General features: G+C 28.6%; 23 protein-coding genes. 1 reads left to right on the top strand and 22 read right to left on the bottom strand.

Annotation, left to right across the window (positions count from 1 at the left end; genetic code table 11):
* Window position 1: 1 nt before the first annotated feature.
* From BN8917_RS06965 to gpr, 20 genes are all read right to left on the bottom strand, one after another.
* The gene (locus BN8917_RS06965) at window positions 2-2,080 is read right to left on the bottom strand and encodes an HD family phosphohydrolase (RefSeq protein WP_066872444.1); all 2,079 of its coding nucleotides are present in this window, start codon (window positions 2,078-2,080) and stop codon (window positions 2-4) included.
* Window positions 2,081-2,126: 46 nt separating this feature from the next.
* On the bottom strand, window positions 2,127-3,281 hold the full coding sequence (gene yqfD / locus BN8917_RS06960; protein ID WP_066872441.1) for a sporulation protein YqfD: 1,155 nt from the start codon (window positions 3,279-3,281) through the stop codon (window positions 2,127-2,129).
* 1 nt (window position 3,282) lies between these two features.
* Window positions 3,283-3,564, bottom strand: a complete 282-nt coding sequence (gene yqfC, locus BN8917_RS06955; protein WP_066872436.1) for a sporulation protein YqfC — start codon at window positions 3,562-3,564, stop codon at window positions 3,283-3,285.
* Between the two features lie 120 nt (window positions 3,565-3,684).
* On the bottom strand, window positions 3,685-4,134 hold the full coding sequence (locus BN8917_RS06950; RefSeq protein ID WP_066872433.1) for a GatB/YqeY domain-containing protein: 450 nt from the start codon (window positions 4,132-4,134) through the stop codon (window positions 3,685-3,687).
* A gap of 56 nt (window positions 4,135-4,190) precedes the next feature.
* The gene (rpsU, locus tag BN8917_RS06945; protein ID WP_003451446.1) at window positions 4,191-4,367 is read right to left on the bottom strand and encodes a 30S ribosomal protein S21; all 177 of its coding nucleotides are present in this window, start codon (window positions 4,365-4,367) and stop codon (window positions 4,191-4,193) included.
* Between the two features lie 125 nt (window positions 4,368-4,492).
* On the bottom strand, window positions 4,493-4,837 hold the full coding sequence (locus BN8917_RS06940; RefSeq protein ID WP_066872430.1) for a histidine triad nucleotide-binding protein: 345 nt from the start codon (window positions 4,835-4,837) through the stop codon (window positions 4,493-4,495).
* A gap of 58 nt (window positions 4,838-4,895) precedes the next feature.
* Window positions 4,896-6,188, bottom strand: a complete 1,293-nt coding sequence (mtaB, locus tag BN8917_RS06935; RefSeq protein ID WP_066872427.1) for a tRNA (N(6)-L-threonylcarbamoyladenosine(37)-C(2))-methylthiotransferase MtaB — start codon at window positions 6,186-6,188, stop codon at window positions 4,896-4,898.
* A gap of 2 nt (window positions 6,189-6,190) precedes the next feature.
* Complete coding sequence (locus tag BN8917_RS06930) at window positions 6,191-6,937, bottom strand: RsmE family RNA methyltransferase (protein ID WP_066872424.1); 747 nt, start codon at window positions 6,935-6,937, stop codon at window positions 6,191-6,193.
* Between the two features lie 17 nt (window positions 6,938-6,954).
* Window positions 6,955-7,896 carry a 50S ribosomal protein L11 methyltransferase gene (gene prmA / locus BN8917_RS06925; RefSeq protein ID WP_066872422.1) on the bottom strand — a complete coding sequence of 314 codons (942 nt, stop codon included), beginning with the start codon at window positions 7,894-7,896 and terminating at the stop codon, window positions 6,955-6,957.
* A gap of 184 nt (window positions 7,897-8,080) precedes the next feature.
* On the bottom strand, window positions 8,081-9,247 hold the full coding sequence (gene dnaJ / locus BN8917_RS06920; RefSeq protein ID WP_066872419.1) for a molecular chaperone DnaJ: 1,167 nt from the start codon (window positions 9,245-9,247) through the stop codon (window positions 8,081-8,083).
* Window positions 9,248-9,383: 136 nt separating this feature from the next.
* The gene (gene dnaK, locus BN8917_RS06915) at window positions 9,384-11,219 is read right to left on the bottom strand and encodes a molecular chaperone DnaK (protein WP_066872417.1); all 1,836 of its coding nucleotides are present in this window, start codon (window positions 11,217-11,219) and stop codon (window positions 9,384-9,386) included.
* 62 nt (window positions 11,220-11,281) lie between these two features.
* Window positions 11,282-11,887 (bottom strand): nucleotide exchange factor GrpE, encoded by a 606-nt coding sequence (gene grpE, locus BN8917_RS06910; protein ID WP_066872414.1) that lies wholly within the window; start codon window positions 11,885-11,887, stop codon window positions 11,282-11,284.
* Window positions 11,888-11,924: 37 nt separating this feature from the next.
* Complete coding sequence (hrcA, locus tag BN8917_RS06905) at window positions 11,925-12,956, bottom strand: heat-inducible transcriptional repressor HrcA (RefSeq protein WP_066872411.1); 1,032 nt, start codon at window positions 12,954-12,956, stop codon at window positions 11,925-11,927.
* A gap of 182 nt (window positions 12,957-13,138) precedes the next feature.
* On the bottom strand, window positions 13,139-14,272 hold the full coding sequence (gene hemW, locus BN8917_RS06900; protein ID WP_066872408.1) for a radical SAM family heme chaperone HemW: 1,134 nt from the start codon (window positions 14,270-14,272) through the stop codon (window positions 13,139-13,141).
* A 56-nt stretch (window positions 14,273-14,328) separates the two neighbouring features.
* Entirely contained in the window at window positions 14,329-15,465 is a 1,137-nt protein-coding gene (gene hemW / locus BN8917_RS06895; protein WP_066872405.1) for a radical SAM family heme chaperone HemW, read from the bottom strand.
* A 271-nt stretch (window positions 15,466-15,736) separates the two neighbouring features.
* Window positions 15,737-16,006 carry a hypothetical protein gene (locus BN8917_RS06890; protein WP_066872402.1) on the bottom strand — a complete coding sequence of 90 codons (270 nt, stop codon included), beginning with the start codon at window positions 16,004-16,006 and terminating at the stop codon, window positions 15,737-15,739.
* A 128-nt stretch (window positions 16,007-16,134) separates the two neighbouring features.
* A complete protein-coding gene (gene lepA / locus BN8917_RS06885; protein WP_066875398.1) occupies window positions 16,135-17,934 on the bottom strand; it encodes a translation elongation factor 4 in 1,800 nt (599 codons plus the stop codon).
* Window positions 17,935-18,046: 112 nt separating this feature from the next.
* Entirely contained in the window at window positions 18,047-18,403 is a 357-nt protein-coding gene (locus tag BN8917_RS06880; RefSeq protein WP_066872399.1) for a hypothetical protein, read from the bottom strand.
* Window positions 18,404-18,477: 74 nt separating this feature from the next.
* Window positions 18,478-19,473, bottom strand: coding sequence for a stage II sporulation protein P (locus BN8917_RS06875; protein WP_207644764.1), 996 nt, complete (start codon window positions 19,471-19,473; stop codon window positions 18,478-18,480).
* Window positions 19,474-19,611: 138 nt separating this feature from the next.
* Window positions 19,612-20,586, bottom strand: a complete 975-nt coding sequence (gpr, locus tag BN8917_RS06870; RefSeq protein WP_066872393.1) for a GPR endopeptidase — start codon at window positions 20,584-20,586, stop codon at window positions 19,612-19,614.
* A 194-nt stretch (window positions 20,587-20,780) separates the two neighbouring features.
* Here gpr and rpsT point away from each other — a divergent pair, with 194 nt between their 5' ends.
* Entirely contained in the window at window positions 20,781-21,044 is a 264-nt protein-coding gene (rpsT, locus tag BN8917_RS06865; protein ID WP_066872390.1) for a 30S ribosomal protein S20, read from the top strand.
* Window positions 21,045-21,139: 95 nt separating this feature from the next.
* Here the strand turns inward: rpsT and holA are convergent, their stop codons facing one another.
* Together holA and BN8917_RS06855 are read right to left on the bottom strand one after the other, a co-directional pair.
* Window positions 21,140-22,171, bottom strand: coding sequence for a DNA polymerase III subunit delta (holA, locus tag BN8917_RS06860; protein ID WP_066872386.1), 1,032 nt, complete (start codon window positions 22,169-22,171; stop codon window positions 21,140-21,142).
* A gap of 2 nt (window positions 22,172-22,173) precedes the next feature.
* Entirely contained in the window at window positions 22,174-23,871 is a 1,698-nt protein-coding gene (locus tag BN8917_RS06855; RefSeq protein WP_066872383.1) for a ComEC/Rec2 family competence protein, read from the bottom strand.
* Window positions 23,872-23,873 lie beyond the last annotated feature (2 nt).

The raw sequence follows: 23,873 nt of genomic DNA, 5'->3' as shown, positions 1-23,873 counted from the left end.
TTTATTTCTCCTCTTTTGGATATTCAATTCTTTGATGATATATTCCATTTAAAGCTTTTAAGAAACATTTTCTGATATCTTCTATATCTTTAAGAGTTAATTCACAGTCATTTAATTGTCCTGAATCAAGCTTATCTTTTATGATATTATTTATCATAGTTTCTATCTTTTCAGGTGTATGGCCTTTTATTGACCTTACAGCTGCCTCACAAGAATCAGATAACATAAGTATTCCTTCTTCTTTTGATCTTGGAGTTGGACCTGGATACTTAAAATCTTCTTCCTTAACTGAATCTGGATCATCAGAATTATTTTTAGTATTTAAATAGAAATACTTAACTAAAGTATCTCCATGATGGGTAACTATAAATCTTTGTATATCATTTGGTATATTATGTTCTCTAGCCATATCCATACCGTCTTTAACATGAGATATTATAATCTTTGCGCTAAGTTTATCAGATATTTTATCATGAGGATTCTCATTTCCTATTTGATTTTCTTTAAAGAAATAAGGTCTCTTTGTCTTACCTATATCATGATAATAAGCTCCTATTCTAACTAATAATGAATTTGCTCCTATTTCTTCTGCTGCAAGCTCTGCAAGATTTGCTACAAGCACACTATGATGATATGTTCCTGGAGCTTCTATTAATAATTTTTTTAGAAGAGGATTATTAGGATTAGATAATTCTAATAACTTAACTGTTGTCACTATATTAAATGTAGCTTCAAAGAATGGCAGTATACCTACTGCTAAAACTCCTGATAAAACTCCACCTAAGAGAATATACCCAGCATTAACAACAATCTCCATAAAATTATTTGTAACTATAGTTCCTATTGCAAGACTTATCGCACTTGTAACAATCGCTGGAATTATAGCAGCAACTAATATATCATTTCTTTGTTGCATTCTTTTTAAGATTATTGCTCCAAGTACTGAACTTATAATTGCAATTACAATAATTGTAGAATTAAAGTTTGTTGCCCCAGCTATTAATATTACATTTAAAGTACTTATAACTAATGATAATTTATAGTTAGTTAAAAGCGTTAATAACATTGGTGCTGTTACAAATGGTATTAAAAATGGTGAAAACATCGATGTTATTCTAGCTATTAAAATAGACATAACATTTATTATGCTTATTAATACTAGCTTTGAAAAATCATCAAATATTTTTCTATGATATTTTCTTATATATCCATATTGTATTGCTAAAACAAGAGCAACTAATCCAGCAATCGCTATATAAATATAGAAATCTGTCTTAGAAGTATTTAAAAGTCCTAATTCACCTAAAATCTCTAATTGCTGTTTTGTTACTGGTTCACCTTCATTAGCTACTATTTGGCCTTTTTTAATAACTGTTGGTGCAAGATTTTTAAGAACTGCATTTATTTCTTCCTCTGTCTTTTCTTTATCATAGAAGAAATTAGGCTTAATAAGTGCTAAATCTATCTTATAAATAATTTCTTGCAATGTCTTATTAAAAGTATTATCCACTATAGTATCCATAGCTCTTTGCCTAGCATCTGCTAGAGTATCATACTTTATATTTGATGGATTATCAGTACTATTTTTATTATCGCCAATAGGATTTGAATATGCAGCATTTAATGATTGAGTCACCATCTTCTGTAAACTCTCTAATTGATTTTTATCCAAGTCAAATATAGCCTCATATTGACTATTAGTTAAGTTAAACTCTTTATAATTAGTTAAACTATTAATTTTACTAGCTGAACTTTCATTAACTTTAGCCAAATTATTAAGCTCTATAAAGAAGTTAGTAACAGTTGACTCAGCATCCTTTTGTATATCTGTTTTTAAAGTATACTGTTTATCAACTTTTTCTATAGCATCTTTACGTCTTGCTTCTGTTTGTATCTGATCGACTATTTCCCTATTAGCCTTTATATTAGCCCTAGGTATATCTCCTACCTTTAAATTATATTTTTTACTAATAAGAACAGTCATTAAAACTAAACATATTATAATAAAAGTTCCTGTAAATAAAATTATTCTATTTGAATCACTTAATATACCTCTGGCTCTTGATAAATATTTTTTCAAGTCTACTTCACCTTCTCCTCCTTTGATATATTATTAGATAAGTTAATTAAAAAGATACTATGTCTTGTTCTACTACAAATAAAACCTTTAATAATATCTTCCCATCACCAATATCTTCTGTACTCTTCTTTTTATCAACTATTACAGCCTGCCTACTTATTTCTTTTACAGTAGCCTTCTCTAGCTTAGCTATAGCTTCTTCAATTATAGCCTCTTCACTTTTGTTTATCTTTTCTACTTTTTTCTCATGATAAACATTTTTCTTTATAATTTTTCCCTTATGTTCTATTTTATCATAACTCTTGAAATCTTTCTTTGCCTTTTTAAGATAAATTTTCTTTCCAAACAAATCTAAATATATTTCTTCATCTGTTTCATTAGTATAAACTTCCTCTTCTCCACTAACTTTAAGCTCTACAATTTTTTCATATAAAGTATCTGCTATTACAACTCCCTCTGGTATAACTTTCTTACTTTCACTAACTCCATCTGTCTCAAGATCAGATATTATTTCTTCTCCCTTTATAAGTACATCTCCTTTTTTTACTGGATCTCCATCCTTTACTGCTGCAGTTCCTGAAGAAGTATAAATTCTTTTTACAACTCCATCCATTTTAGCTACTTTCTCCGAACCTATATCTTCTTCCTTCTTTTCTCTAATATTTGTAGCTTTTTTTTCTTCAAATTTAACCATAAGAGTAGAACCTTCTATTCTAACATTAATCCACATTATTCCATCCATATTTTTTTCTACTTTTTTCTCAATATCATAAACATCTATACTTGACTTTCTTATTCCTGGGCTAATCCCTATTCCCTTTAAATAACTCCTAACCTCATATGGTGGCAGATAATTTTTACTTTCTATATTAATTCTCCATATAAATTTAGACATTCCAAATAAAATCAAACTAAATAAACATGCTCCTACAACTAAAGCTATACTCTTTTTTGCAGCAATAAAAAAACTAAGAAGCTTGCCATTAGATTTTATTTTTATCTTCCCCCCCATACTCTTAACAAACTTCTTAATAGCCTTATAATCCTTATATCTAATATCAAATCTTATAGTAACAGCATCTATCTTTCTTAAATTACGAATTTCAAAAGAGTTGTTCCTCATCAAATTTAAAATATGTTCAACCTTAAAAACTTTTACTTCAACACTTATAATAGCATTACCTAAAAACATAATATTCATTTTATTTTCCCCCCTCATATTCTAATGATTTTAAATCACCTTCAATTATGAGAGTCTCTCCACCCATAAATAATAAGTTAAAATTATCACCTAATATTTTTAAAACTCCAACCTTAGTTTTTAGCTTAATTTCTTGCTTATCAAAAATTATAATTCCCTTATGATTCTCTATTCTTATCTCATTTCTTCCTATTATCTCTATCTTTGGAAATGATAAAACAATATCTTTAGGTATATCTAATTTTTCTAACTTACTTTCTTTATTTCTTTCTAATCTACTCATAAATATTCTCCTTATAATTAATCCCCTAATAATTTATGAGTAAAATATCCTGTTTATTACATATAACATAATATTGAAAATTTAAGATAAAAAAAAAGAATCCGCTTTTCAGCGAATTCTCTACTTATTTAAATACTCTTTTACTAATTGACTGACATGTTTTCCGTCTGCTTTACCAACAGTTACTGGTCTAATCTTAGACATCAGTTTACCCATGTCTTTAATGTTATTTGCTCCAATTTCCACTGCTGCGTTTTCAATTATGCTTTTTATTTCTTCTTCACTTAACTGCTGAGGAAGGTAGTTTAACAAAATTTCGATCTCAGCTTTACTTTGATCAACTAAATCTTGTCTATTTCCCTTTTCGAATTCAAGCATAGCTTCTCTTCTTTGCTTGACTTCTTTTGCTAAGATTTCTATAACTTTTTCATCCTCAAGCTTAACACCCTCATTTTTTTCAACAAGGAGTATAGCTGACTTAGCAGTACTTAAAACATTAGACTTAAATTTGTCTCTATCCTTTAAAGCCTGCTTCCAGTCTTCTTGAAGTTTATCTTTAATAGTTGGCATTTAAATACCTTCTTTCAAAAGATTATTTATAATTTATAAAACTTTTAAATTAAAAACTACTTGAACTTTCTCTTTCTTGCAGCTTCTGATTTTTTCTTTCTCTTAACACTTGGCTTTTCATAGTGTTCTCTTTTTCTTACTTCTGAAAGCACTCCTGCTCTAGCACATTGTCTCTTAAATCTTCTTAGTGCTTGTTCTAATGATTCATTTTCTTTAACTCTGATTTCTGACATTCTTTTTCCCTCCCTCCGCTAGCGTAAATTATAGATTAATTCACAGCCGTGGGCTAAATAACACACGCTATATTATACTATAATTATTTTATAAGTGTCAATAATTTATAAAACTTTTATATTTTTTATCCTGCTGGCCAATGAAGCTTACGTCCACCAATAATATGGAAATGTAAGTGACCTACAGTTTGACCACCATCTTCTCCACAATTAGTAATAACTCTATAACCTGTATCTGCTATATTTAACTCCTGTACTATTTTATTAATACTCTTAAATATATGTGAAATTATATCTGCATTTTCTTCATTTATTTCATTAACACTAGCTATATGAGCTTTAGGAATAACTAAAAAATGTACTGGTGCTGATGGCTCTATATCATAGAAAGCTAAGACCTTATCATCTTCATATATTTTTTTGCTTGGAATTTCTCCAGCTATTATTTTGCAAAAAATACAATCTGTCATCTTTTCACCTCCTACTAATAAAATTTCTAAATATAGTATAACACTTCTTATATATTATTTATACTAATTCACCTATAGCAATTTCATTTTTACTATCAATTATTTTTACTTTTCTTATTTTACCTATAATATCCTCATCTGTCTTCAATTCTACAGCAAGGTAATTTTCTGAATATCCTCCAACAACACCTTGGTGATTATATTCAAATAAAACTTCCATTTCTTTTCCTATAGAATTCTTAGCAAATTCTTTTTCATTTCTATCATTAAGTTCTATAAGCTTCTTACTTCTTTCTTCTTTAACATTTCCATCAATTTGATTTTCCATAGTAGCAGCTCTTGTTCCTTTTCTAGGACTATACTTAAAGATATGCATCTTTGTAAGTTTAATTCTATCTAAGAAATTATAAGTTTCATTAAACTCTTCATCTGTTTCTCCTGGGAATCCAACAATTACATCAGTAGTAATAGAAACATTTTCTATCTTATCTCTAAGCATATTTACAGTAGCTTCATAATCTTCTGCTGTATATCTTCTATTCATTCTCTTTAAAGTAGCTGTACATCCACTTTGAAGTGAAAGGTGGAATTGCGGACAAAGTTTCTTAAGCTTCATAATTCTTCCAATAGCTTCTTCTGTAAAGAAATTAGGTTCTATTGATCCAATTCTAACTCTTTCTATTCCATCTATATCTTCTATTTGTTCTAATATATCTATTAATGTTATCTTTTCATCTAAGTCATAACCAAATGAAGCTATATGTATTCCTGATAAAACTACTTCTTGGAAACCATCCTTTGCAAGTGTATTTATTTCTTCTATAACTCTTTTTGGATTCTTTGAACAAATTGATCCTCTAGTATATGGAATTATGCAATAACTACAGAATCTATTACATCCATCTTGTATTTTTAAGAAAGCTCTAATATTTCCTTGATATTGTTCAACATTAAGTTCTTCAAATACTTTATTTCTAAGAACTGCGCCAACTTTAACTTGTTGCTTTCCTTCTTCTCTAGCTTTATTTACATAATAGACAATATCCCCTTTATTTCTTGTTCCAAGAACAACATCAACCCCCTCAATAGCTTCAACTTCCTTTGAAGCTATTTGAGAATAACAACCTACAACAGCTATAATAGCTTTATCATTTTGTCTTCTAGCCTTACTTATAAGTTGTCTTGATTTCTTATCCCCCATATTAGTTACAGAACAAGTATTTATTACATAAACATCTGCAACTTCTCCATAATCAACAACTTCATAATCTTCTTTTACAAATTTCTCAATCATTGCTTCTGATTCATATTTATTTACCCTACATCCTAAAGTAGAAAAAGCAACCTTCATTCCTAATTTCCTCCTAAATCTCCAAACTCATATTGTAATAAACTTGAGCAAGTGAATCCAGCTGTTTCAGTTCTTAAGATTCTAGGTCCTAAAGTTACTATATGAGCATCAATATTCTTTAGCATCTCAATTTCTTCTTCTTCAAATCCACCTTCTGGTCCTATTACAACAGCTATCTTTTGTATATCCTTATCTCCTATAGCTCTTGCCATACTTTTTACTCCATATCCTGTAGCATTTTCATATGGTACAACTATAAGATCCATTTCCTTCATTTCACTTAAAGCCTCATCAAAACTTATAGGCTCTAAAATTTTTGCTATATGACTTCTCTTACTTTGTTTTGAAGCCTCTAAAGCTATTTTATTTAATCTATCAAGTTTTTTAAATTCACCTTTTAATTTAACATCAACTCTACTAGTTATAACTGGTATAAACTCTTTTATTCCAAGTTCAACTCCCTTTTGAACAATTAAATCCATCTTTGAAGCCTTTGGCATACCTTGGAATAAATAAATTTCAAGATTACTTTCATTATTAGTATCAAACTTTTCAAGTATCTTAACAATAACTTCTTGTTTATTAACTTCCTCTATCTCTCCTAGAAACTCTTCTCCACAAAGATTATTAATAGCAACTTTCTCTCCCTTAGTTACTCTTAAAACCTTATATATATGCTTAACATCATCACCACGAATTACAGCATGTGTATCTGTAAAAAGTTCTGCAGGAGTAAAAAACTTATGCATATTATTTCTCCTTTAAACTATTTTAATTTAGCAACTATACAGTTCCATTCTCCATCTTTATTAGCTTCTATAATTTCAAATCCTTGTTCTTCAAGTTTATTTAAAACCATATCTCTCTTATCATGGATAATTCCTGATGAAATAAATAAACCACCTTGTTTTAATACCTTCTTGACATCATCAGTTAAAATACATATTATTTCAGCTAAAATATTAGCCACAACAAGATCTGCCTTACCTTCAACAACATCAACAAGATTTCCATATATAACTTCTATATTATCTACATTATTATGTCCTACATTTTCTTTTGCTGCTTCTACTGCTACTGGATCTAAGTCAACCCCTACAACATGTTTTGCATTAAGCTTTGATGCAACAAGAGCTAATATACCTGAACCTGTTCCAATGTCGAATACTGTTGAATCTTCTTGAACATACTTTTCTAAAGCTTCTGCACACATTCTTGTGGTTTCATGTGTTCCTGTTCCAAAAGCCATACCTGGATCAAGTTCTACTATTAATTCATTATCTTTAACTTCATAATCTTCCCAAATAGGTTTAACAACTATTCTATTACCTATCTTTGTTGGTTTATAGTACTTCTTCCAATTATTTGCCCAGTCTTCTTCCTTCATTGCTTCCGTTAAGACTTTACCTTCTCCAATATCTATTCCCCAGTCCTTAATTTCTGCTATCTTTTCTTCTATATATTTAATAGTTTCTTCTATATTTTCTGTTTCTGCAAAATAAGCCTTTACTACAGCTACTTTACCTTTATGTTCAAATATATTTAAATCTGCAAAATCCCATGTTAAAGGTCCTTGTTCTCTTCCTAAAACATCATTAGGGTCTTCAATTGCAACTCCCTTACAATCTAATCCATAGAATATTCCTGATATAGGTTCTAAAGCCTCACTTTTTGTTATAACTTGTATTTCAATCCAATTACCTTCCATATGTATCAATTCCTTTCTTTATATAAAGTCCATCTTAATTGTACCTTAAACTTGCTAGTATAATTATAACCTCTTAACTCATAATTTAAAATAATATTTTATATTATTAAATAAAAAGCTTAAAATATGAAATATATTTTTTACAAAAAAATAAAAGGAGCCCTAGCCCCTTTTATTTTTCAGATTATTTCTTTTTGAATCTATCTCCTAATTCATCAAAGAAACCTTTTTTCTTTGTCACAGCTTCTTCTGTTTCTTCACCTAAAGTATTCATAAATACTTTAAGAGCTTCTTGTTGTTCTTTATTTAAATTCTTAGGAACTTCTACTATTATATTAACGTATTGGTTTCCTCTCATTGTTGAATTTATTCTTGGAACACCTTTACCCTTTAATCTAAATCTTGTTCCTGGTTGTGTTCCTGCTGGAACTGTATATTTAACATTACCATCTATTGTTGGAACTGTTATTTCTGCACCAAGAGCTGCTTTTGTCATTGACATCTTATAATCGTAGTAAATATCTGATCCTTCTCTCTTAAATATCTTAGAAGGTGCAACATTTACTCTTACATATAAATCTCCTGCTGGGCCACCCTTTAATCCATGTTCTCCTTGACCTCTTAATGTAAGTATGTTTCCTGTATCAACCCCTGCTGGAATATTAACAGTAATCTTTCTTGATTTTCTAACTCTTCCCTTGCCTCTACAATCAGTACATGGAGTTTCTACAATTTCTCCTGTTCCGTTACATTCATCACAAGCGCTTGTTGAAACAAAACTTCCAAGAGGTGTTTGTCTTTGAACTCTAATTTGTCCAGATCCTCCACACTTAGAACATGTCTTCTTACTTGTTCCAGGTTTTGCACCTGATCCACTACATGTTTCACAATTTTCTTCTCTTGTTATATTAAATTGCTTTTCAACACCTGACATAGCCTCTTCAAAAGTTATATTTAAACTATATTCAAGATCTCCACCTCTTATTGGTCCATTATTTCTTCTACTTGAGCCGCCTCCAAAGCCGCCTCCAAAGAAACTTTCAAATATATCACCGAATCCACCCATGTCACCCATGTCGAATCCACCAAAGCCACCAAATCCACCAGCTCCACCACCGAAGCCACCATCCATACCAGCATGACCAAATTGATCATACTTAGCTTTTTCTTCTGGATTTGAAAGTACTTGATATGCTTCATTTATTTCTTTAAATTTTTCTTCTGCTTCTTTATCACCCTTATTTTTATCAGGGTGATATTTAACTGCTAATTTTCTAAACGCTCTTTTGATTTCATCATCTGAAGCCCCTTTTTCTAATCCTAAGACTTCATAAAAATCTCTTTTAGCCATTTTTACACCACCTATAAATTTTCTATTTACTATTTATTAATATATTATCCTTACTTAGAAAAAGGGAAGACTTTAGCCTTCCCTTTAAATTCTTTTTAATTATACCAAAGCTTTAAAACTTTTTGTAGTTTTTATATTACTTATCTTCGTCAACCTTGAAGTCTGCATCTACAACGTTATCGTCTTCTTTTTTAGCTTCGCTTGTTTGAGCACCTTCTGCTGCAGCTTCTGGATTTTGTTGATATAACTTAGCTGAGATTGCATAGAATTCTTGTTGTAATTCTTCCATTGCCTTCTTAATAGCTTCTAAATCTTCTCCATCTTTAACAGCCTTTAATGCTTCCATTTTAGCTTCAACCTTTGATTTATCTTCTGCTTCTAACTTGTCACCAAGTTCCTTTATAGCATCTTCTGTTTGATAAATAACTTGTTCTGCATTATTCTTAATTTCTATTGATTCTTTTCTCTTCTTATCTTCTTCAGCAAATTTTTCTGCTTCCTTAACAGCCTTATCTATTTCTTCTTCTGATAAGTTTGTTGAAGCTGTTATTGTGATATTAGCTTCTTTATTTGTAGCCTTATCTATTGCTGATACCTTAACTATACCGTTAGCATCTATATCAAATGAAACTTCTATTTGAGGAACTCCTCTTCTTGCTGGAGCAATTCCACTAAGTGTGAATCTTCCTAATGACTTATTATCTGCAGCCATTTCTCTTTCACCTTGAACAATATTAATTTCAACTGATGTTTGGTTATCTGCTGCTGTTGAGAATATTTGACTCTTTCTTGTAGGTATTGTTGTATTTCTTTCGATTAACTTAGTTGCAACTCCACCTAATGTTTCAATACCAAGGCTAAGTGGTGTAACATCAAGTAATAAGATTCCTTCAACGCTTGAATCTCCAGCTAAAACTCCAGCTTGGATTCCAGCACCCATTGCAACAACTTCATCTGGGTTAACTCCCTTTGAAGGTTCTTTTCCTGTGAACTTCTTAACAGCTTCTTGAACTGCTGGTATTCTTGTTGATCCACCAACTAAGATAACCTTATCTATATCACTTAAGTTTACGTTTCCGCTACTTAAAGCTGTCTTCATTATTTCTATTGTCTTTTGAACTAAATCACTTGTCATATCATCAAACTTAGCTCTTGTAAGTGTCATATCAACGTGCTTTGGACCTGTAGCATCTGCTGTTATGAATGGTAAGTTGATCATTGTTTGTGAAGCTGATGATAATTCAATCTTAGCTTTTTCTGCTGCTTCTTTTAATCTTTGAAGAGCCATTTTATCTTGTCTTAAATCAATTCCATTTTGAGCTTTGAAATCTTCTGCGATATAATCTATTATTCTTTGGTCAAAGTCATCTCCACCAAGTCTAGCATCACCATTTGTTGATACAACTTCGAATACTCCATCACCAAGGTCTAATATTGAAACGTCGAATGTTCCACCACCTAGGTCATATACTAAAATCTTGTGAGCATCATCCATTTTATCTAAACCATATGATAAAGCTGCTGCTGTTGGTTCGTTGATAATTCTTAATACTTCAAGTCCTGCTATTTTACCAGCATCCTTTGTTGCTTGTCTTTCAGCATCATTAAAGTAAGCTGGAACTGTGATAACTGCTTGAGTTACTTTTTCTCCAAGATAAGCTTCTGCATCAGCTTTTAATTTTTGAAGTATTATTGCTGATATTTCTTGTGGTGTATATTCTTTACCATCTATATTTACTTTATAATCTGTTCCCATATGTCTCTTTATTGAGATTATTGTCTTATCTGGGTTTGTTATTGCTTGTCTTTTAGCAATTTGTCCTACTAATCTTTCTCCATCATTTTGGAATGATACTACTGAAGGAGTAGTTCTTGAACCTTCTGCATTAGTAATAACTACTGGTTCTCCACCTTCCATAACTGATACACATGAATTTGTTGTTCCTAAATCTATTCCAATTATTTTACTCATATTAATTTCCTCCTCAAATTTAAAATCTTAAATTAATTATTTATTTTAAATTAGTAGCTATATTAGTTTGCTACCTTTACCATTGTAAATCTAATTACCTTGTCACCTTTTTTATATCCCTTTTGGAATACTTCTGCAACTTGGTTAGCATCAAAATTTTCATCTTGAATATGCATTACTGCTTGATGTAAGTTTGGATCAAAACCATTTTCAGTTTCAATTTCTTCAACACCTAGTTTTTCTAGAGCATCAATAAATTGCTTTATTGTCATTTCAACTCCTGTTTTATAAGCTTCTACTGAGCTATTTTCAACAGAAATTGCTCTTTCTAAATTATCAAGAACAGGTAACATCTTTACAAGAACATCTTCACACGCATCTGTGTAAATTCTTTCTTTTTCTTTTTCTGTTCTTTTTCTGTAGTTTTCATATTCAGCACTTAATCTTAAAAGTCTATCTTTATAAGCCTCAAGCTCATTTTCCATTCTTTTACTCTTGTCTTTAAATAACATAAACTCTTTCTTTAAATCCTTCAATTCATCTTCTTTAAGACTTTCTTCATTTGATTCAGTAGATTCACTCACTACTTCCTCTTCTGAAGTTTCTACAGTTTCATCTATCTTTACTTCTTCTTCATTTACTATTTCATCTTTTTTTTCTTGATCCATAGCTTTATTAACACCTCAATTCTAATTATATTATTAACTAAATATCATCATTTAAAGTTTCATTTAATTCTTTCATAACTTTATCCATGATACTTAGAACTTTTGAATAATTAATTCTTCTAGGTCCTATAAGAGCTATAGTTCCTAAATCTCTACCACCAATTGAATAGCTGGCTGATATAACTGAACATTCTTTAGCTTCAGGAATAAAGTTTTCATCTCCTATTTTTATAGTAATGCCATCACTAGAATCTATAAGGCTTGTTATATAATCCTTATTATGAAGTAGTGCTAACATTTCTTTTGCTTTTTCAATGTCGTTATATTCTGGATACTTAAATATATTAGTGGTTCCTTCCATAATTAATTCTTCTGCACTCTTGCTTTTTAAACATTCATATAAAGCAGGTAGAATTGCATTAAATATATGGTCATAACCTTCTAAGTACTTCTTGACATTATTTATAACTTCAAGATTAATTTCTTCTATAGATAAATTTTGTAAACATTTTGTTAGTACAAAAGCTATCTGACTTAAAGTTTGAAGATCTGGGATTTCTCCCTTCACTTTAACTAATTTATTCTTAATAATGCCATTATCCATAACCATTACACATAAGATACTATCATGTTCTACTTGTACTAACTGTATAGATGTTATGAAACTTTTCTTTATAGATGGTGGATTAACCACACAAGTAAGTTCTGTAAGTTCTGAAAGTAAACTACTTACTTCATGAATTAATGAATTTATTTCTGTTTCACGCTCATGCGTTTCTAACATACTATTTCTAATTCGTAATTCATCTTCTACACTTACTCTCTCATATTCCATTATTCTATCTACATATAGTCTATATCCTTTACTTGATGGTACTCTCCCAGCTGAAGTATGTGGTTGCTCTAAAAGCCCCATCTCTTCTAAGTCAGCCATTTCATTTCTGATTGTAGCTGGACTTACACCAAGATCATATTTTTTAGCGATAGTTCTAGAACCAACTGGTTCTCCTGTAGAAATATAATCATTTATAATAGCTTGAAGAATTCTAAGCTTTCTTTCATCTATCATTTATAACTATCACCTCTTTTATTAGCACTCATTAACCTTGAGTGCTAACGACTATATTTATAATATATAACTTTACCATATATTCGTCAATTTTAATTTTCACTTATTAAATTCAGAATTTCTTCAAAATATTAAATTATCTTTTATTTATTCTATATTACTACTATTTATAACACTTTAAATTATATTTCTAATAAGAAGTCTGCCATAATTATATTTGAATATTCAATCCCCTTTACTGTTAGCTTTATTCTCCTATCTTCTCTTATAATTAAACCTTCTTTTATATGTTTAGAGATAATATCTTCATAAATCTCATCTATTGATTTATTAAATCTATTTTTGAATTCTTCTTCACTAATTCCATCTATTTTTCCAAGTCCCATAAACATAAACTCTTCTATATTTTCATTTTGTGTATTAATATGATTTTCTACTTCTACTGGCTCATTTTTAAAAATCCTTGATATATAATCTTCTACTTCTAAAATATTTGTAATTCGTCTTCCATTAATATGTGAACTAGCAGCACTACCTACTCCAATCCATTCTTTCATTTCCCAGTAAGCAATATTATGTCTACTTTCTAAATTTTCTCTACTATAATTAGATATTTCATATTGCTTCATTCCACTACTTTCTAAAATTTCTTTAGCTATATAATACATTTCTCTTTTAATCTCTTCATTAGGAAGTTCTACTTTGCCTTGTTCATACAATTTATCAAGTACAGTTCCCTCTTCAATAATTAAACTATATGTTGAAATGTGTTCTGGCTTTAAACTAGATATAAGTTCTAAACTTTCTTTCCAATCATTTAATTTTTGTCCTGGAAGAGCAAACATTAAATCTACATTAATATTATTAAAACCACACTCTCTAGCTAAATTAAACTCCTCTTTAAAAACCTCGTAGCTATAATTTCTTCCTATATCTCTAAGTAAAGTATTCTGAATAGCTTGAAGTTTTATGGATAATCTATTTACTCCATATTTTTTCATGATATCTAGCTTTTCTTTTGTTATACTTCCAGGAGTACACTCAATAGTAAATTCTAAATTATCTGATAAATTTAACTCATTTATTTTCTTAAATATAATTTCAAGTTCTTCAGCTTCTAGTAAACTTGGAGTTCCACCCCCAATAAATATTGTATCTATAAAATATTTATTTAAATTTTTATCATCTATTTCTTTATTTAAAGCATCAATATATTGTCCCTTTAAACTATCCTTTCCTATAAATGATGAAAAATCACAATAATAATACTTCTGCTCACAAAATGGGATATGTATATATAATGATATATTTTTCATGTAATATCCTACTCCCTAATTCATTTTATTTTAAAATTAATTTATTTTTGATGATATTATTCTATTTCTAATAATAAATCAGCCATAACTACATTAGAATATTCAATCCCTTTTGCTGTTAACTTTATTCTATTATCCTCTCGTATAATTAAACCTTGTTCTATATATTTAAATATAATATCTTTATAAATCTCATCTATAGATTTATTAAATCTATTTTTAAATTCCTCTTCACTAACCCCATCTATTTTTCTAAGTCCCATAAACATAAATTCTTCTATATTTTCTTTTTCTGTATTCATATGATTTTCTGCTTCTGGTGACTTATTTTCAGAAATTCTTGATATATATTCTTCTATTTCTGAAACATTTGTAATTCTATTCCCATCAATATACGAACTAGCAGCACTACCTACTCCTATCCATTCCTTCATATCCCAGTAAGCTAAATTATGTCTACACTCTAAATTTTCTCTACTATAATTAGATATCTCATATTGCTTCATTCCATTACTCTCTAAAATATCTTTAGCCATATGATACATTTCTCTTTCAATATCTTCATTTGGAAGTTTTAAATTCCCTTGCTCATACATTCTACTAAAAGGAGTTCCATCTTCAATAATTAAACTATATGCTGAAATATGTTCTGGTTTTAAACTAGATATAAGCTCTAAACTTTCTTTCCATTCATTTAATTTTTGTCCTGGAAGAGCAAACATTAAATCTACATTAATATTATTAAATCCACATTCTCTTGCTAGATTAAAATTTTCTTTAAAAACTTCATAACTATGAATTCTTCCTATATCTCTAAGTAAAGTATTTTGAACAGCTTGAAGCCCCATAGATAATCTATTTACTCCATACTTTTTCATAACATTTAACTTTTCTTTTGTTATACTTCCTGGATTACATTCAACAGTAAATTCTAAATCATCTGAGAAATTTAACTCATTTACTTTTCTAAGCATAATTTCAAGCTCTCTAGCTTCTAATGAACTGGGAGTTCCACCTCCAATAAAAATTGTATCTATAATATAATTTTTTAAATTCTTATTATCTATTTCTTTATTCAAAGCTTCAACATATTGCCCTTTTAATCCTCCCTTTCCTGCAAATGATGGAAAGTCGCAATAATAACACTTTTGATCACAAAATGGTATATGTATATATAATGATATATTTTTCATGTAATATCCTGCTCCCTAATTTATTTAAATTTATTTTCATTAATATTAGCCAAGCTAATAACTACATTTAATATATAACAACTATATATATTTGTCACTTTTCAGAAAAACCTCCTAATACATATAGTTTCTTTTTAAGTTAAAATTTAAACATATTTTTTATAGGTAATTTATTATAAAAATATATAATCTTCTTATTAAATAAGATAAAAAATAAAAGAGGCTCTTCTTAATTAAAGAGAGCCTCCTTTACTTAATATTAAAAGTATTATTAATTTATTTGCTGAAAATCTACATTAATAATATTATGATTTATGTTATGTCTAGAAACCTTTAATATTTTTGCTTCAATCTTTTCTTCTCCCAATTCAAGTTCAATAGGCTTATTAAAGCCAAAGTCATTTATATATTTATCCATATCTGTTCCACAAAGTGATATAGGAATAATTTCTTTATCATTTTTTCTTAAAGTACCTGTAGCTATATTATTTCTTCTAAGTTTTTTACATTTTATACTTACATCTCTTAATTCTAATTTCACAAACATCCCTCACTAAAATAAATATTTTTTAATAATATATTTATAAGGAATTATATTTAGAACTACTTTACAGAATAAATTTTAGTAAAAAAGAAGCTTACTATATATAATAGTAAACTTCTTTTTAATTAATCTATTTTCAATACTGCCATAAATGCTTCTTGTGGAACTTCGACTGAGCCAAGTTGTCTCATTCTCTTCTTTCCTTCTTTTTGCTTTTCTAAAAGCTTTTTCTTTCTTGAAATATCTCCACCATAACATTTAGCAAGAACATCTTTTCTCATAGCTTTAACTGTTTCTCTAGCTATAATCTTATTTCCGATTGCTGCTTGAATTGGAACTTCAAACATTTGTCTTGGTATTATTTCTTTAAGCTTTTCTGTTATAGCTCTACCTTTTTGATATGCTCCACTTTCTGGAACTATCATTGATAATGCGTCAACTGAATCTCCATTAAGAAGAATATCTAATTTAACAAGAACTGATTCTTCATAACCTTTTAATTCATAATCAAGAGATGCATATCCTCTTGTTTTTGATTTAAGAGTATCAAAGAAATCATAAACAATTTCATTAAGAGGCATGTCATAATCTATAACAACTCTTGTTTCTTCAATATATCTCATATCGATATATCTACCTCTCTTTTGTTGGCAAAGTTCCATAACTGCACCTGTATATTCTGAAGGTGTAATTATTGATGCCTTAACCATTGGTTCTTCCATAAATGCTATTTCTGAACGATCTGGAAGATTTGTTGGGTTTGTTAAATCAAACTTTTCTCCATCTGTCTTAGTTACCTTATAAATAACTGATGGTGCTGTTGTGATGATATCTAAATTAAATTCTCTTTCTATTCTTTCTTGCATGATTTCCATATGAAGAAGTCCTAAGAATCCACATCTAAATCCAAATCCTAAAGCTATTGATGTTTCTGGTTCAAATGTAAGGGCTGCATCATTAATTTGAAGTTTTTCTAATGCTTCTCTAAGTTCTTCATACTTAGCTCCATCAACTGGATATATACCTGAGAATACCATTGGCATAGCTGGTTTATATCCTGGTAAAACTTCTTTTGTTGGATTATTTGCGTCAGTAACAGTATCACCAACTCTAGCATCTTTAACATTTTTAATTGATGCTGTTATATATCCAACTTCTCCAGCTTCAAGTTCTTGAACTGGCATCATTCCTGGTGTAAATACTCCAACTTCTGTAACTTCGTATTCTTTACCTGTTGCCATAAGTCTTATTTTTGTTCCAACTTTAACTTTTCCATCACGAATTCTTACATAACAAACTACACCTTTGTAACTATCATAATAAGAATCAAAAATTAAAGCTTTAAGTGGAGCCTCTTTATCTCCTGTAGGTGCTGGAACCTTTTCTACTATTTCTTCTAAAACATCTTCTATATTTAATCCTGTTTTAGCTGAAATAAGAGGACATTCTGATGCTTCTACTCCAATAACATCTTCTATTTCTGCTCTTATTTCTTCTGGTCTAGCACTTGGTAAATCAACTTTATTGATTACAGGTACTATTTCTAAATCATTATCTAAAGCTAAATAACAGTTTGCAAGTGTTTGAGCTTGAATTCCTTGAGTAGCATCAACTACTAAGATTGCTCCTTCACACGCTGCAAGACTTCTTGATACTTCATATGTAAAATCGACATGTCCTGGAGTATCAATAAGATTTAATATATATTCTTCTCCATTTTCTCTTTTATATATAAGTCTAGCTGCTTGTGACTTGATTGTTATTCCTCTTTCTTTTTCAAGTTCCATAGTATCTAGAACTTGTTGTTCCATTTCTCTTTCAGTTAATGTTCCTGTTTTTTCAAGGAGCCTATCTGCAAGTGTTGATTTACCGTGGTCAATATGTGCAACTATTGAAAAATTTCTAATAAATTTCTTTTTATCCATATTCAATCTGTTCCTTTGTCTAAATTTGAACAGCGTTCACCCCCATTGTAAAATAAGTCAAGATAGATTATACCATAACTTAGAATAGAAATGTTAATATTATGGCTAGTTTTTAATAGATAATATCATATGCTAATTCATCTACTTTTTTTATTGCACTATCTATTGTATCCATTATATTAACTATTACTCGTCCAGCAATAGTTTCATTTAAATCAATTTTATAATTTCCAAAAACAACTACAAACTTTTTACCTATATCATAAGTTTTTATAAAACTATTATCCTTACTAAGTTTTTTCAAATCTAAACCTGTTTTTTCTTTTATATCTTTATAATTAACATTTGTTATTTCATATTTATTACTATTAAAAGCCTCAGTTGCAGCTATATTTACTTTAAAAAATCCCCATACTCCCATTGTAAGTGAAAAAACAACTGCAATTACTGCTATAAATCTTTTAAACAAATAAGAACACCCCCTAAATATACTATCTATAAGAGTGTCCTTATTTACCATATTTATTCAATTTATAATGGATTTTATTGAGTTTCTCCATTTTGTCTTGCATATAATTCTTCTGCTATAAGTCTTGCTATATATTTAGCTGAATTTTGAGCCTCTTGTGGAGTACTCTTTTCTGCTCCAACTTCTATAAGTGTTGAATTTAAAAGAATATGCTGATTATATTTTGCACTTCCCCTATTTACAGTTCTTATTCCTCTTGTAAGTCCCGGGAATATTTCTTGAGATTTTTTATACATTCTTTGATTCATTGCATGAGTAGATTCAAAATTTTCACTATTTCTAGTATCTACAAACATAATCTTTGAAAGAGCTTCTCCATTTAGCTCTGTTGTTACAATAGATTTATTTGCATTTGTACCTATACCATCTCTATGCAAATCTATAACCATATCAAAACTTCCATATTTATCAGCATACTTTTGCACTGTTTCTCTTGATCTATAATAACTTTCCTGATAAAAAGTTGAGTGGTTTGTCTTATCATGAATTGTTGATATTCCATAATACTCTTCAAGCTCTTTAGCAATTAATTCTCCAACTCCAATAACATTCTTATCGGAGTCAGGACTAAAATCTCTTGGTTGTGAATATCCTTCATCAGTATGAGTACTATAGATTAAAACTCTTGGCTTTGATTGATCCAATGTTTGAACTATATTAGGATTTCTAACACCTTCAACCTTTATATTACTAGGTTTTTCTGATTTATCTATACTAGTATTATCTAAAACAAAAGAATCTATATCATCTTTAGCATTAGTTTCATTATCTGCTAACATATTATATTCATTAAAACCTGGTAGTTCATAAGCTAATATATTTTCAGGATTTATTTTATCTACTCCTAATGTCTCTATAACAATACTACTTATAGTAAGACTACTTTCTTCATACGCTTCCTCATCATAATACGTTCCTTCTATAAGTGGCATTCCTGCATTAATTAACTGTATGTATGCTAGTCCACCTTTAACATCTCTTTGTAAAGCTATTTTAATAAACCTCCCCATAAATATAAGAGTTACAATTAGAAACAGAACTAATCCCACGGGAAATTCCTTTTTTCTCTTGCTACTTTTTCTTAGTACCACAAAATATCCCCTCCTCTATATAAAATTTATATGTAAAGCAGGGGAATATTATGTTACCTAATTTAAAAAACTATTTATATCTTCTAACAACATATCAGGTTGAAGTGCAACATTAAGTCCTTCTGAAACTAATTTAGAAATAGAGTCTATTATATCATCAACTTCTTTTGGAGTTACCATAAGATTTCCTACATAAGGATTTAATAATTCTCTTATCATTTTAGATTTTTCATATCTATCTATATTTTTTAGCATATTATAAAATCCCTTGCTCTCATCAGCATTTTCAATCATTTCATCAATTACTAAGTCAATAGCATCACTAGCTATTGTTGCAGCATCTACGACTGTTGGAACTCCTATAGCTATAACTGGAACACCCATATTTTCTTTATTTATTTTCATTCTATTATTTCCAACACCTGCTCCTGGTTCTATTCCTGTATCTGTTATTTGTATAGAATTTGCAACTCTTTCTAATTTTCTAGAAGCTAATGCATCTATACAAATTATTTGAGATGGTTTTATTTTTTCAATCAAAGATTTTATTATTTCTCCTGATTCTATTCCTGTTGTTCCTAAAACCCCTGGAGCAATAGCACATACTGGTCTTACTTCATCACCAAAATGCTCTGGTATTAATTTCTTTAAATGCCTTGTAACCATTAATCCTTTAACAACCTTTGGACCTAAAGCATCTGGAGTTACTCCTTCATTTCCAAGTCCAACAACTAAAGTAACATCATGCTCTTTAATTTTAATCATTTGTTGAATACTAGATGCTATAAGATGTGATGCCTGAGTTTTAATATCTGCATCATAATGAACTTCTGATGGCATATCTATTGTTATATAACGCCCTATACCTTTTCCGATCTTTTTTTCTCCATCTTCATTTATGATATCTACAGTTGTAACTTTTATCTCATCTATAATTTCTTCCTTGGCAATTACACCATCTATTTCCCTTTTAAATTTTTTCTCATAAAGTTCTCTTTTTTCCAAGGCCATATCAGTTCTTACATTATCCATAAAAAAACACCTACTTTAATTTTTTTGTTATAAATATATCCTGTCCTTTTAATTTAATAATTATGTCCTTTTAATTTTAAAAACACTTGAACTTATATTTTTTAGATGTTATAATTACCTTTGTTAAATAATGAACTCGTGTGTAGTTTCCCCAAACTTCACATATGGTTAAAAATTAAAGGGGGTGAACTAGAATGGCAAATATTAAATCAGCTAAGAAAAGAATTAAAGTAACTGCAACTAAGACTTTAAGAAACAAAATGCTTAAGTCAGCACTTAAGACTTCAATCAAGAAGTTTGAAGTAGCAGTTGAAGCTAATAACGTAGAAGAAGCTAAGGTTCTTTACACAGCCGCTGCTAGATCATTAGATATGGCTGCTAGCAAGGGTATAGTACATAAGAACATGGCTGCTAGAAAGAAATCAAGATTAGCAAGCAAGTTAAATGCTATGGCTTAATTGTATTGGTGTTAGAAATCTAACACCTTCTTTTTATTAAGATGTGCTTGCACTCTTAATAAAAAAGAAGTGCTCTCTATGAGGCACTTCTTTTTTTATACTAAAATATTTATAAGCATAATCTCCATCTCTGTTCTTTTATCAAGATGTGATTTACTCTTTAATCTTTTTTCTGTTTCTAAACTAATATTCAATGCTTTCTTTATAGCATTTTCATTAAATCTTTTACTTTGTCCAATTAATTTTTCAACTATAAATATTGGTAATTTAAGTTCTTTCACAAAGTCATCTACTCTTAAACCATTATTAAGTCCTACCTTAATTGTATAAAGCCTCTGAAATTGTCCTTGTATAAGTCTTAATATAGGGAATACATCCTCTCCTTTATTAAAAAGCTCATTCATAAGATCTATAGCTTTATTTGGCTTCTTAATTGATATTAAATCTATTAAATCAAATATATCATCTTCACTATTTGATTGTTTCATAATATCAATATCAGCTCTTGTTATATCTCTATCCTGTGCATAATTAACAAGCTTATCTACTTCTTTTTCAATAATATCAAAATTATTATGAGCTATTTCACAGAAATATTTAAGTTCTATTTTCCCTATTGATTTACCTTTAGATTTAAATATTTCTTCTACTCTATTATAAAATCTAGCACCTTTTAATTTGTCTATTGATACTATAGTACATCCTTTTTTATCAAGATCTAATAATTTTTTAAATTTATTAGCCCTTTCTCTTTTATCATTTAAAAGAACATAAGCTATAATAACAGTAGTTTCTGGTGGTGTTTCAAAATATGATTTAGCTTTTTCATAAAAACTTTTTGAGTCATTATCACATTTATCTCTTAAAAAATTTGCTCTAGATACTACAACTGCTCTTTTCTCTGCCATAAAAGGTAAGGTTTCACAAGCATTCATAAATGTATCATAATCTAAGCCTACTGCATCAAATTTTACTGAATTTAAATCTTTAAAGTTTAAGTCAATAGATTTTTCCATTATCTTGTCTATGGCTTCCTTTATTAGCACCTCATCTAAACCACAAAGTATATATGCATTATTTAGTTTGTTTGCCTTTAAATCAGCCTCTAATCTATCTAAATCTATCACCTTTACTGACCTCTTTCATCTATATAAATTTCATTAAACATTATAACTACTTTCTCATCTTCATTTAGTAAGTCAATTATATCATAATTATCATTGCTTAACATTATAAAAGAGCCTTTTATCTTAGGATTTACATATATATTAAAATTATTTCTTAAATTTAACATGATATCTTTCTTTAAAACTTTAACTTTATTTATGGCATTTTCCTTTTTTATTTTGTTTATAAATATATCTGAATCATTTGAAGTATAAGCTACTTTTTTAAATCCATTTTCAATAATTAGCGCATTATTCCATGTATCTTCATATAGATAAAGCTTTGTAAATAAGCTAAATTCAGACATAAATATCACAAAAATTAGCATGCAACATAAAACAAAAAACTTCTTATTTAAATAACCTTTATATATAGAACTAAAAATAATTAATATAATAGTATAAATAACTGCGTAGATCTCTTCACAGTAAAATATATCTAAGGAATAATATTGTAAATATTCCACTAAAAAATTAAATATCTTAAAAGCTATAGATAACAATGAATAAAACCATAAAATACTTACATTAAGTAAAAACATAATTAATGAAACTATACCTAAAGGTAAAAGTAAATATATTAAAGGGGTTAAAACAAAACTTCCAAGTGCAAAATTCATAGTAAAACTCTTAAAAACAAATATCATAAATGGATATATAAAAACTTGAGCTGCTAAACTCATACTAAGAGAAGTATTTATATACTTTGGTAAGAAATAAAACACTCTTTGAAAGACTTTATTAAATAATAATATCCCAAGAGTAGCTAAATAACTTAAATCAAATCCTATATCAAGTAGGTAATATGGTTTTACTAAAAGAATTAATATTGCAGATAAACTAAGTGCAGCTATTGAATTATAGTTTTTCTTCACTTTAAAAGACATTTCTAAAACTACTAAAGTTATATAAGCTCTTAAAGCAGATGCTGTGAGTCCTGTTAAAACTACATAAAAAAATACTAAAGCAAGTGATATTTCTTTTTTTATAAATTTCTTTAAAATACTGTATATAAAAACTATATGAAATCCTGATATACAAATTAGATGTATTACTCCTATATCTTTTAACTTTTCCTTATCTTCATATTCTAAATAATCCTTATCTCCAAATACTAAGGCAGTTGCCATAGCTGCATTTTTTTCACCAATATATGATTTTAAATTATTATAGTACTTATCATTTATTTGTCTAAGTTTAAAAATAAAATCTTCCTTTGTTTTTAAAATATCTTTTACAAAAATATGTCCTACTCTACCACTTTGTATATCTATATCTTTTTTAAATTTTCCATTAGCATAAATAAGTTTATTTTCATCTAACTTTTGTTTTGAATAAATATAAAATTTTCTTCCATTAACTATCCCTAAATAATGATCCTTATATGTATCAGTTATTCTTATCTTAAAATTATCCTGCCTATTTTGATAAAAGTTATAATAAAAATACGAGCTTAAAAAACCAATAAAAACAAAGCTTAATAAAATACAAAAATACTTTCTATTATAAGTAATTAAATATATAGTAATAAAGGATATAGTAAATATAACCATACCCTTTATATTAATATTTAAAAGCATAAAATTTATTAAGCCTATCATAATTGCAAAGCATATATATATTAAAGGCTTTTTAACTTCTAATTTATCTATCTTCCTCACCA

The organism is Clostridium mediterraneense, assembly GCF_900091705.1.
Lineage (GTDB): Bacteria > Bacillota > Clostridia > Clostridiales > Clostridiaceae > Sarcina > Sarcina mediterraneense.
Note: the sequence above shows the minus strand (reverse complement) of the source record. Positions and strands in the feature narration are given on the sequence as shown.